Raw genomic sequence first — 11,868 nt, 5'->3', positions numbered from 1 at the left:
GAGGGGCCGTTGCGCGCCAGGCCGACTACGCTGGCGGGGGTTCGTCCCACGGGGACTTCAGCGGCGAGGGGAGACGCGGCATGGCGTGGAGCTGGCGGTACGAGGGCACGGACGGTCAGACGGTCGAGGGGCCGGCGGAATCGTTCGGCAGCCAGGCCGACGCCGAATCCTGGATCGGTCAGACCTGGCGGGAGCTCGCGGCGTCCGGCGTCACCTCGGTCGCACTGATGGAGGACGACCGGGTGGACTACCGGATGAGCCTGCTGCCCACGGCCGAGTGATGGCCTACGACCGGCCGGGTGCCGACGGGCTGGTCCTCGGCGTGCCCAAGGCGGCCTTCCGGCCCAGCCCGGTCTTCCTCGGCCTGGTCGCTCTCTTCGTGGCCGGCGGGGTGCTGGCCTGGAACGGGTACGGCAACGCCCGGTTCAACGTGTTCCTCTTCGTGGTGTCCGGCTGGCTGGTATCGCTCTGCCTGCACGAGTACGCCCACGCGGTGGTCGCCTACCGCGCCGGCGACCGGGACATCGCCCACCGGGGCTATCTGACGCTCAACCCGCTGAAATACACGCACCCGCTGCTGTCGATCGTGTTGCCGGTGGTGGTGGTGCTGCTCGGAGGCATCGGCCTGCCCGGCGGCGCGGTCTGGGTGGACCGGCACGCCATCCCGGGTCGACTGCGGCACACCCTGGTCAGCCTCGCCGGCCCGGCGACCAACGTGTTGTTCGCGCTGGTGCTGGTGGCGGCGGTGCGGATCGGCACCCAGTCGGCGGGTGGCCCGGTGGAATTCTGGGCCGGGGTGGCGCTGCTCGCCTTCCTGCAGATCACCGCGAGCGTGCTCAACCTGCTGCCGGTGCCGGGTCTGGACGGCGGCAACATGATCCAGCCGTGGCTCAACCCGCAGTGGCGCAAGATGTACGACCTGTTCGCGCCGTACGGCTTCATCCTGCTCTTCGCGCTGCTGTGGAACCCGCGCATCGGCGGCTGGTTCTTCGACGGGGTCTTCGCGGTCGGCGACGCCCTGGGCCTACCGTCCTGGCTCTACGCCACCGGCCTGGACCTGATCCGCTTCTGGCAGGGCTGAGCTGACCGCAGGGCTGAGCTGACCGCAGGGCTGTGCTGACCAGGCCTGGCAACGGGCTGAGCTGACCGGGCCGGCCGGCGCGAACCTCTCGCGTCGGCCGACCCGGAGCGGCGTCAGGGACGCTGCGCGGGGGACTCGGTCTTCGACGGGTCCCGCTCGGTGACCGGCTCGACGATCTCGTCGATCGCCTTGAGCAGCGCGGAGTCGAGCTTGACCCCGGCCGCCTTCACGTTGTCGTGCACCTGCTCCGGACGCGACGCGCCGATGATCGCCGACGAGACGTTCGGGTTCTGCAGGACCCACGCCACCGCGAGCTGGGCCATGCTCAGCCCGGCCTGCTCGGCGATCGGCTTGAGCTGCTGCACCCGGGTCAGCACGTCGTCGTTCATGAACCGGGAGATGAAGCCCGCGCCGGACTTCTCGTCGGTCGCGCGGGAACCGGCCGGCGGCGGCTGCCCCGGCAGGTACTTGCCGGAGAGCACGCCCTGCGCCATCGGCGACCAGACGATCTGCCCGATGCCCAGCTCCTCGCTGGCCGGCACGACCTCGGCCTCGATGACCCGCCAGAGCATCGAATACTGCGGCTGGTTGGAGACCAGCGGGATGTGCAGCTCCCGGGCGAGCGGGTGCGCGGCGCGCAGCTGTGCGGCGCTCCACTCGGAGACGCCGATGTAGTGCGCCTTGCCGGAGTGCACGACGTCGGCGAACGCCTCCATCGTCTCTTCCAGCGGCGTGCTGCTGTCGTACCGGTGGGCCTGGTAGAGATCCACGTAGTCGGTCCGCAGCCGCCGCAGCGAGCCGTTGATCGACTCCATGATGTGCTTGCGGGAGAGGCCACGGTCGTTACGGCCCGGCCCGGTCGGCCAGTAGACCTTGGTGAAGATCTCCAGCCCTTCGCGGCGCTCGTTCTGCAACGCCCGACCGAGCACGTCCTCGGCCCGGGTGCCGGCGTACACGTCGGCCGTGTCGAAGGTGGTGATTCCCGCGTCGAGTGCGGCCTGGACGCAGGCGAAGGCCGCGTCCTCCTCGACCTGTGAACCGTGGGTGATCCAGTTGCCGTACGAGATCTCGCTGACCATCAGGCCGGAACGGCCCAGGTGTCGGAATTCCATGTACCGACCCTAACTCCGGTGGATCACGACCGCCGACCGGCCACTCAGAGCACCGGATTGGCGTCGGTCAGTAGCCGGTCGATCTCCTCCAGCACCTCGTCGCGATCGCGGTGCACCGGGTCGATCAGTGGCAGGCCGCGCCGGTCCAGCGCACCCCACCGCCCGGCGTCGTTGCCGAACAGGAACGCCACCGGGTGGATGACCAGCATCGGGTGCGTCGGGGGGACCAGCACCGCGTTGGTGCGGTCCACCACACCGCGCCGGCCCGCCACGTCGACCACGGCGAGGCCCTCGTCGGTGAAACCGTCGACCTGCTGGCCGTCGGCCAACTCGGTGACGAACCCGTGGTAGCGGGTCGGCACGACGATCCGGCCGGTCCGGTCGACCGCCCCCCACCCCTCGCGGCGTACCGCAGCCAACCCGCGGCGGAACGGTCGTACCTCGGCGAAGTTGGGCGGCACCTGCACGCTGCCGGTCGCGTCGATCGCCGTCCATCCGCCCTCACCGACCACCCAGGCCAGGCCGTCGCTGAACGGGTGCGCCGCCCGGTAGGACGGCGGGATCACCGTCGTACCGAGCAGGTTGATCAACGACCACCGGTCGGTGTCCGGCCGGCGGACCCAGGCCAACCCGTCGTGGAACGGCTGCGCCTCGGCGTACCGGGCGGGGATGACCATTTCGCCGTCCTGGCCGGTGTAACCCCACAGCGGCCCGTCGCGGTCCGGCACCGGGGGTCGGTCACGGTCGAGCACCTCGTCCCGACTCCGGGGGTACGGCCCGAAGCCGTCCGCCGTGGCCCGGACGCTGACCGCGTCGAGGGCCACCCGGACCCGGTGCAGCAGTTCGGCGTCGCCGGCGCCGCGCAGGTTGAGCGCCTGCTCGAAGTGCTCGCAGGCCTCCATGAGCCGTCCCTGGTCGTAGCACGACCGCCCGGCGTGCTCGTGCAGCGCGGCCCGCAACCGGTCGGGAAGCTCGACCGAGTTGGCCTGGGCGAAGAGCTGGTCGGCCTCGGCGAAGTTGCCGCGCCACCGCAGGACGTGCGCCAACCGGGCTTGGGCCAGCGCGGTCCGGCGCAGCTCGCCGGTGGCCTCGGCATAGGTGAGGGCGAGCCGACCATCGGCCAGCGCGTCGTCCAGGTCGCCAAGGATCCGCGAGGCCACCGCCCGGAGGCTCAGCAACCGGGCCCGGGTGCGGTTGTCGTTCGCCGAGCCCAGCTTCTCGGTCAGTCGCCGCCGAATGGCCCGCAGGTCGTCCGGTTCGGTCAGCTCCTCGCGCAGCGTCACCGGGTCCAACCGCCAGCGGTACGCGGCCAGGACCTGCTCCGGGTCGCCCGGGTCGGCCAGCGACGGGCGGGCCACCGCCGGCGCGGTGTCCGCGGATGGTGCGGACACCGGCCCGCTGTCCCCGCTGAAGCCGTTCCTCGGGCCGGGGACGGCCGAGGCGGGTGGCGCGGACATCGGCATGGGTGGCGCGGAGACGGGGGGCGCGGAGACGGGTGGTGCGAAGGCGGGTGGCGCGGGCGTCGGCATTGTCGAAGCGGGTGGTGCGGAGACGGGCGCTGCCGGCATGGGGGCGGGGGAGGTCGGCCCTTCGGAGACGGGTGCCGCGTCGGGCGGTGGCATCGGCGCGGGAGGTGCGGACACCGGTGCCAGGAAGGTCGGTTCTGCCGGCGCGGGCGGCGCGGACGTGGGCGCCGCAACGAACGGTGACGCGGGCGGTGCCGAGACCGGGGGCGCGGAGACGGGGCGTGCGGGCGGTGCGGAGACCGGCGCGGGGGGTGCGGATACGGGTGCTGAGGCGACCGGTGGCGCGGACACAGGTGGCGCGAAGGTCGAGGGTGCGGGTGGTGCGGATACGGGTGTCGTGGCGACCGGCGGTGCGGACACAGGTGGCCCGGACACAGGTGGCGCGAAGGCCGGTGGCGCGGAGACCGGGGCTGCGGGCGGTGCGGAGACCGGTGGGGCCGAAACCGGCGGTGCCGAGACGGGTTCGTGCACGCCGTCGTCAGCTGTCTCGGGTCGGGACGGCGGCACAACGGGGAACGACCAGTCGTCGGGCGGCGACACGTCCGTCGGTCCTGTGCTGCTTGGACCGTCCGGCGCGTACCCCGAATGGTCGTGTGTCGTGGCCTCGTCCGTCGGGTCGTGCTCTATCGGGGCGGTGTCCTCGGTGGGACGAGTGGCGACGTCCTCGTGCTGGTGGTGCGGCAGCGTCGTGGCAGGGGTGCCGGAGACCGGCCGGTCGCCCTCCAGCGAACCCGGCTCGGCGGCCGACGGTGTGTCGTCTGGGTCGTCCGCCCAGGTGTGGGTGGCACCGGTGGTCGGGTCCGCGGGTGGCGCTGAGATCGGCTCCGGGAGGTCGGCCGAGGTCGACCCGACTGCGGGCTCGCGGGACGGAGCGTCGTGAGCGAGGGATGTGGGTGTCGACGGGTCCCGGTCTGTCGTGGCCGACGCCGAGAGGTCGAGGTTGTCGTCCGACTCCTCGTCGACCGAGGCGGACGACGGTGGCGCCTCGCTGTGCTCGGGCTCGGCCTGCTGAGCGGGGCTGAACCACGCGTCCGGCCCACGGGCGGCCGAGACCTCGTCGGACTGTCGAACGGGCGCCACCGGCTCTTCCGAGGGCGGCGGGGGCACGTAGCGGCGCGGTGTGCCGGGGGCCAGCGGGAGCGCCAGGTCGACGTCCTCCACGGAGGGCGCCGGGGCCGCAGGGGGCGGGGTGGCTGGGCTCGGCGTGGCGGGGATCGGGGTGGCAGGGGTGGGTGGTGTCGGGGCCGGCCGGGTGGCCGGCGGTGCCTGCACCTGCCAGGCGGGCGGCGGCGCGACCGACGGGCGGGCGTCCGCCGTGGGGGCCTGCCGCTCGGACGAGGAAGGCCACTGCGGCGAGTGCGGGTGCTCCCGCGAGCCCGTCTGGGCCGGCGAGTGCGGGCGTTCCGGTGAGCCCGTCTGGGCCGGCGAGTGGGGGCGCTCCGGCGGGACCGGCCGGTGGTCGGTCGGCGCGCCGGTGTCCACCGGGTCGTCGACCCGTCGACGGTCCAGGTCCTCGCCGCGCCGTTGGTCCACCGGGCGGTCTCCGACGTCCGGACCGGGGTAACGCGGCGGCGGGGCGGGGTGCGGCCCGGCAGCCGGCGTCGGGTCGGCCGCCGTTCGGCGCTCAGGTGACAGCGGGGCGTCCGACCGCTCGTCGGAGACGGATGGGTCCACCGGCGCGGGCAGGTACTCCAGCCGTAGGCGTGCGGCAGGTGGACCCGAGACGGGCAGGTCGGCGGCGGGGGAGACCGGGGCTGCCGACACCGGGCGGTCCCGACCGGGCGCGGCGGGGGAGACGGGCGCTGGCGACACCGGGCGATCCCGACCGGGCGCAGCCGGAGAGACGGGCGCTGGCGACACCGGTCGTTCCGGGGAGACCGGCGTGGTGCGACCCGACGTGACCGGTGGAGCCGTCGCGGCGGGACGTGCGGGGCGCTGGTCGTACCGGGAGGGGGTGGCCTCCGGGCGCTCGTCCTGGCGCGACGGCGGGACCGGCGGCCGCTCCGGCCGAGCGGCCGGCCGCGACGGGACGCCCGGGTCGGCGCCGCGATACGGGTCGGGGCTGCGGTGTGGGTCGGGGGCGCGGTGTGGGTCGGGGGCATGATGCGGCTCCGCGGCGCGGCGCGGCTCGGTGCGGTGGCTCTGCTCGCGGGTGCGGTCCGGACGCAGCGGACCCGGCGGTGGCCAGGGCAGGCTGCCGTCCGGCGGTTGGCTGGGCTGCGGCCGAGGCTGGCGGTACCCGTCCTCGCGTGGCGCGTGCTCGCGTGGCCCGTGCTCGCGTGGCGCGTGCTCGCGGTGCCCGTCCTCGCGTGGCGCATGCTCGCGCGGCGCATGCTCGCGGTACCCGTCCTCGCGGGGCGCGTGCTCGCGCGGCCCGTGCTCTCGATACCCGTCCTCGCGGTAGGCGTCCGGTCGGGCCTCCTCGCGGGGGCGCCGATCGGGGTACGACTCGGCGCGGGCTGCCGCCTCACGAGGCTGCTGCCGTTGCGGCTCGGTGTCGGGCCGACGCCGGTCGTCGTCGCGGCGGGGCTGCTCGGGCATCTCCGGGTCGGGTCGTCGCCGTCGTCCACCGTTGGGCGCCTGTGCCGCCTCGACGCCCTCGTCCGCGCGGTAGCGCCGCTCCGGGCGTCGAACGTCGTCGGCCGTCCGGTCCGGGTATCCATCCGAGCGGTACCGCTGGTGGGCGTCCGCGGACGCCCAGGGGTCGGCTGCGTCGGGGAGGCGGTCGTCGGCAGTGCGGCCGTTGTGGTCACGGGTGGGTCGTTCGCCGTACCCGTCGCCGGGGTGCCGTTCGTAACCGGCGGCCGGTCGCTCCTGCGTGCCGCGTCGACGCGGTGAGTCGTCCGGCTCGGGCATCCAGCCGGAGTCGGACCGGGGCGCGGGGGAGACCGGGGTTCCGCCCGGGTACCCCCGATCCCGCTCGCTGGGGTCGTGCTGCGGGCGGCGGCCGTCGTACCGCTCGGAGGCGGGCTGGTCGCGGTGCCAGGCGGCCTCCCGCGCCGGCCCCCGCTCGTCGGCGGGGCGTCGGTCGGACCAGGCGGTACGGCGATCCGACTCGGAGGTGCGGCGCTCGTCGCGCCGAGGTGGCTCGGGCAGGGGCCTGCGGTACGGCTCGTGGTCGTAGTGACGGGAGTCGGCGCTGTCGGACCGCCCGTAGGCGGACGCGTCGACCTCGCTGCGGGCCCGGCCGTAGGTCGGTGTCTCGTCCGGCCCCTCGTCCACCGAGGAGCGGTTGGGGGCTGCCTGTTCCGCCGGCGGTTCGTCGGCCCAGGAACGGCCGAGGTAGGTGCCGTCCGGGCGGGTCGGTGCCAGCGGCGGCACCTCGGCCCGGCCGCTCACAGTGGCGCGGCCACGCGGTGACGGCTGGTGGATGGCGCCGATGTCGCCGGGGTAGCGCTGGCCGGGGAACTGGGGGTGCCACTCGGTGGTCGGTTCGACCACCCAGGACGGCTCGTTCGGGTCTGGCCACCGGTCGTCGTAACGGCCGTTCATCCGCCGAGCCCGTCGCCACACCCGGCCACTCGGCCGATCCTCGACAGAGGCGAGCTGTCCGCAGCCGCAGCGGGGTGACCTCCGGGCGTCCGGTCGCCGCCTGCCACGCCCCGGTGGCCAGCTCGCGTCCGCTCGCTCACGGCGTTTGTCACCTCGTTGCAAATTGTCGCGCTGGTGCCTCGCGTGCCGGTCAGATCGCCCGCTCCGGCAGCCCGTGGCTGCCGATGGAGGGTAACGGCGTGGGCTCGCTCACCGCCACTGTGGCGCCGCCCACGGGCGCAAACGTTATCCCAATGGTTTCGGACATTTGGTCCTATAACAGAATCTGGTCTCCGACCTTATCGCACTGGCCGACCGCCCGTATCGGGCGGGATCACCGGCTTCGGTCAGGGGTGCTCCATGATGAGGACGGCGAACGTGCCGGGCGTGAGCGCCTCGTAGCGGTGCGGCGCATCACCGGGGAAGGTGGCGTAGTCGCCGGGGTCGAGTTCGACCGGAGCCGTCTCGGGGCCCACCCGCAGGCGGCCGGCGGCGAGCACCACGTGCTCGACACTGTGGGGAGTGTGCCCGTCCGCGGCGCGGATCGCGCCCGGCTCCAGCTCGATCAGGTAGACGTCCCTGCGCAGGTGTGCCTCGCCCGCGCTGAGCAGCGTGCCGGTGAAGTCGGCCCGCTCGGAGCGGACCCGAGGACCGTCCCCTGCCCGGACCACCCGTACGCCGTCGTTGGTCGGCTCCACCAGCCGGCTGAACGGGACGCCGAGTGCGACGCCCAGAGCCCAGAGCGTCTCCACGCTCGGGTTGCCGGTGCCCGATTCCAGTTGGGAGAGCGTGGACTCGGCGACCCCCGCCCGCCGGGCCAGCTCGGTGAGCGAGATGCCGACGCGTTCGCGCTCCCGGCGGAGGGCGGCGGCGATGGTGGCCAGCGGGGCCGCGGGTTCCGGAGGCATACGGTCGCTCCACTGGATCAACGTTCGGTTCGGCGAACAGCATCAGCTGTTCAGCATGCTGAACCAGACCCGTCCTCAAGCAAGAACCGCACAACTTCGGGGAAAGTGCTCCCTCCGGTGTGCCGGAGGCAGCGTCATCCCTGGTGTTGCGCGGATCTTGTCCAGTGCGTGGGTGACCCTCGGGCCGACCCGGTCAGACCTTGTCGCCGAGCTTGACCTGGGGAGCCGGAGCGCGCATGCGCCGGAAGGTGATCGACCGCATGACCGCGTAGAGGTAGAGCGAGCCCATGCGCTGGTCGGTCTTCGGGAAGCGTTCGCGGACCAGCTTGCTGATCTTGCGGCAGATCAGGATCGAGTCGATGACCACGCCCAGCGCCAGCGCGCCCCAGAGCACGTTCGAGATCAACCGGACCAGGGGCGGCATGGCCGCGTTCGACCCGATCAGCACGATCAGCGCGCCGCCGAAGAACCAGGTGCCGACCGTACGCCGGGAGTCGACCACGTTGCGGGCCAACAGCCGCTCCGGGCCGCGGTCGCGGGGGCCGCCCTCACGGCGGAACTCCGAGGCGGCCTCGGCGCGCAGTTGGCGGCGACGCTCCCGCTCCTCCTCCTTGGTGAGGGGGCGGCTGGGGCCGGCCGGGCGGCGACCGACGGTCGGCCGCTTGGGCGTCTCCCGACCCTTGGCAGGGGTGTAACCCCGGGACCGCTCGGCGGTCTCCTCGGGGGTCACCGAGGTGACGGCCTCGTCGACGAGGTCGGTGGACTTGCGGCGAAAGAGCGACGGCACGCGGCAAGGGTAGCCAACGGTCCGCGCCCGGTGCACATCGCGGTACAGCGGCCGACGGCTCCAGGTCGCAGCGCGACCTGGAGCCGTCGGAACCGAACGATGGGTGAGCGGGGTTACGGACGTTCGGTGTGCGCGCCCAGGTCGGCGAGCTTCGCCTCGAAGTCCTCGTAGCCCCGGTTGATCAGGTCGACGCCGTACACCCGGGAGGTGCCCTCGGCGGCGAGCGCCGCGATCAGGTGGCTGAACCCGGCGCGCAGGTCCGGGATGACCAGGTCGGCGGCGTGCAGCTTGCTCGGCCCGGCGATTACCGCGGAGTGCTTGAAGTTGCGCCGGCCGAAGCGGCACGGGGTGCCGCCGAGGCAGTCGCGGTAGACCTGGATGTTGGCGCCCATCGAGTTGAGCGCCTCGGTGTAGCCCAGCCGCTGCTCGTAGACCGTCTCGTGCACGATCGACAGGCCGCGGGCCTGGGTGAGCGCCACGACCAGTGGCTGCTGCCAGTCGGTCATGAAGCCGGGGTGCACGTCGGTCTCCAGCGCCACCGCGTTCAGCTCACCGCCCGGGTGCCAGAAGCGGATGCCGCCCTCCTGGCCGAGGTCGCCCAGCTTCGGCGCGCGCGCGTCGGTGACCTCGTACTCGCCGCCGACCGACCGGAAGATGTTCAGGAAGGTCATCATGTCGGCCTGCTGAGCGCCGAGCACCTCGACGTGGCCACGGGTGGCCAGGGCGGCGGCCGCCCAGCTCGCCGCCTCGATCCGGTCCGGGATCGGCCGGTGGGTGTAGCCGTGCAGCTTCGGCACACCCTGGATCTCGATCACCCGGTCGGTGTGGACCTTGATGATCGCGCCCATCTTCTGCAGGATGCAGATCAGGTCGATGATCTCCGGCTCCACCGCGGCGTTACGCAGCTCGGTGACGCCCTCGGCCATCACCGCGGTCAGCAGCACCTGCTCGGTGGCGCCGACGCTCGGGTACGGCAGGGCGAACTTGGTGCCGTGCAGCCCGTTCGGCGCGGACAGGTGCAGACCCTCGGGCCGCTTCTCGACGGTGGCGCCGAACTCGCGCAGCGCCTGGAGGTGGAAGTCGATCGGGCGCGGGCCGATGTGGCAGCCGCCCAGGTCCGGGATGAACGCGTGCCCGAGCCGGTGCAGCAGCGGGCCGCAGAACAGGATCGGGATCCGGCTGGAACCGGCGTGCACGTTGATCTGGTCGGTGCTGGCGCTCTCCACGTTCGCCGGGTCGAAGACGAGCTCGCCGTCCTCGGCGCCGTCGGTGACCTTGACGCCGTGCAGACCGAGCAGACCCCGGACCACCTCGACGTCGCGGATCTTCGGCACGTCGAACAGTCGGCTCGGGCTGTCGCCGAGGAGCGCGGCGACCATCGCCTTCGAAACCAGGTTCTTCGCGCCGCGCACGCGGATCCGCCCTTCGAGCGGAGTGCCTCCGTGAACGACCAGGACGTCGTCGGTCAACGCAACCTCCAGCGCGTCGGTGCTGCAGTGTTATTGGTGGGGCGCCTGAGCCTTCTCGCTACCCCGGATGCGGCCATGTCGAAACGGCCCGCCTGTCTCTTCGCTCCGGGCAGCATAGCCCTCCGTGACGAAAAAGGACTCGGTCACATCGGCGTGTGTGGCATTAATCGGTGATCCGGCACTTTTGCGTACCAAGAGCGCTACAGATCGTGATCAGGGCGCCGTCGGTGGCGGGGTGTCCGCGCCGGGCAGCGCGAGCATCTGGTCCAGCGCGACCCGTGCGTGGTGCGCGGTGTCGGGGTCGACCGTGATCTGGTTGACGACCCGGCCCGCGACCAGCTCCTCAAGGGCCCAGACCAGGTGCGGCAGGTCGATCCGGTTCATCGTCGAGCAGTAGCAGACGGCCTTGTCCAGGAACATGATCTGCTTGTCCGGGTGCGCCAGCGCGAGCCGGCGGACCAGGTTCAGCTCGGTGCCGAGCGCCCAGGCCGAGCCGGCCGGAGCCGCCTCGATTGTCTTGATGATGTATTCGGTCGAGCCCACGTGGTCGGAGGCGGTGACCACCTCGTGCCGGCACTCCGGGTGGACCAGGACGTTGACACCGGGCACCCGCTCCCGGACGTCGTTGACGCTCTCCAGCGTGAACCGGCCGTGCACCGAGCAGTGCCCCCGCCAGAGGATCATCTTGGCGTCGCGCAGCTGCTCCGGGGTGAGCCCGCCGCCGGGCTTGTGCGGGTCGTAGAGCACGCAGTCGTCCAACGACAGGCCCATCTCCAGCACCGCCGTGTTGCGGCCCAGGTGCTGGTCGGGCAGGAAGAACACCTTCGACCCCTGCTCGAACGCCCAGTCCAGGGCGCGCTTGGCGTTGGAGGAGGTGCAGACCACGCCGCCGTTGCGACCGACGAAGCCCTTGATGTCGGCCGAGGAGTTCATGTACGTCACCGGGACGGTCTCGTCGGCGATGCCCAGCTCGGTCAGCGTGTCCCACGCGGCCTCGACCTGGCCCAGAACCGCCATGTCCGCCATCGAGCAGCCCGCCGCCAGGTCGGGCAGGATCACCCGCTGCGCGTCGGTGGTGAGGATGTCGGCGCTCTCGGCCATGAAGTGCACGCCGCAGAAGAGGATGTATTCCGCGTCCGGACGGGCCGCGGCCTCCCGGGCCAGCTTGAACGAGTCACCGGTCACGTCGGCGAACTGGATCACCTCGTCGCGCTGGTAGTGGTGCCCCAGCACGAAGACCTTGCTGCCCAGCTTCGCCTTCGCGGCCGTGGCGCGGGCCACCAGATCCGGGTCGCTGGGCGCCGGAAGGTCGCCCGGACACTCGACGCCGCGCTCGGTGTCGGGGTCGCTGCCCCGGCCGAGCAGCAGCAGAGCCGTCGCCGTGTTGGAGGGTTCCACCCAGGTCGAAGTCACGTAGCCATGGTCCCACAGCGCGAGCGCGACGCAGCTTCCGT

General features: G+C 72.8%; 8 protein-coding genes. 2 read left to right on the top strand and 6 right to left on the bottom strand.

The window, feature by feature from the left end:
• The first annotated feature begins 80 nt into the window (after nt 1–80).
• On the top strand, nt 81–281 hold the full coding sequence (locus tag FBZ33_RS22665) for a hypothetical protein (RefSeq protein WP_088949470.1): 201 nt from the start codon (nt 81–83) through the stop codon (nt 279–281).
• Nucleotides 281–1,081 carry a site-2 protease family protein gene (locus tag FBZ33_RS22660; protein WP_088949469.1) on the top strand — a complete coding sequence of 267 codons (801 nt, stop codon included), beginning with the start codon at nt 281–283 and terminating at the stop codon, nt 1,079–1,081. Before FBZ33_RS22665 ends, FBZ33_RS22660 begins: the two co-directional genes overlap by 1 nt.
• Nucleotides 1,082–1,194: 113 nt before the next feature.
• On the opposite strand, the gene FBZ33_RS22655 is transcribed toward FBZ33_RS22660, so the two are convergent.
• From FBZ33_RS22655 to nadA, 6 genes are all read right to left on the bottom strand, one after another.
• The gene (locus tag FBZ33_RS22655; protein ID WP_141910588.1) at nt 1,195–2,193 is read right to left on the bottom strand and encodes an aldo/keto reductase family protein; all 999 of its coding nucleotides are present in this window, start codon (nt 2,191–2,193) and stop codon (nt 1,195–1,197) included.
• A 44-nt stretch (nt 2,194–2,237) separates the two neighbouring features.
• Nucleotides 2,238–7,211 carry a WG repeat-containing protein gene (locus tag FBZ33_RS33495; RefSeq protein ID WP_255509016.1) on the bottom strand — a complete coding sequence of 1,658 codons (4,974 nt, stop codon included), beginning with the start codon at nt 7,209–7,211 and terminating at the stop codon, nt 2,238–2,240.
• 386 nt (nt 7,212–7,597) lie between these two features.
• On the bottom strand, nt 7,598–8,158 hold the full coding sequence (locus FBZ33_RS22640; protein ID WP_141910587.1) for a helix-turn-helix domain-containing protein: 561 nt from the start codon (nt 8,156–8,158) through the stop codon (nt 7,598–7,600).
• 193 nt (nt 8,159–8,351) lie between these two features.
• A complete protein-coding gene (locus tag FBZ33_RS22635) occupies nt 8,352–8,945 on the bottom strand; it encodes a DUF3043 domain-containing protein (protein WP_088949466.1) in 594 nt (197 codons plus the stop codon).
• 113 nt (nt 8,946–9,058) lie between these two features.
• Nucleotides 9,059–10,414 (bottom strand): UDP-N-acetylglucosamine 1-carboxyvinyltransferase, encoded by a 1,356-nt coding sequence (gene murA / locus FBZ33_RS22630; protein ID WP_088949465.1) that lies wholly within the window; start codon nt 10,412–10,414, stop codon nt 9,059–9,061.
• Between the two features lie 213 nt (nt 10,415–10,627).
• Nucleotides 10,628–11,827 carry a quinolinate synthase NadA gene (gene nadA / locus FBZ33_RS22625; RefSeq protein WP_141910586.1) on the bottom strand — a complete coding sequence of 400 codons (1,200 nt, stop codon included), beginning with the start codon at nt 11,825–11,827 and terminating at the stop codon, nt 10,628–10,630.
• Between the last annotated feature and the right edge of the window lie 41 nt (nt 11,828–11,868).

It is taken from the genome of Micromonospora sp. A202, assembly GCF_006715105.1.
Taxonomy (GTDB): Bacteria; Actinomycetota; Actinomycetes; order Mycobacteriales; family Micromonosporaceae; genus Micromonospora; species Micromonospora zamorensis.
The sequence above is the reverse complement of the archived record's forward strand: the minus strand, read 5'-3'. Positions and strand labels throughout refer to the sequence as shown.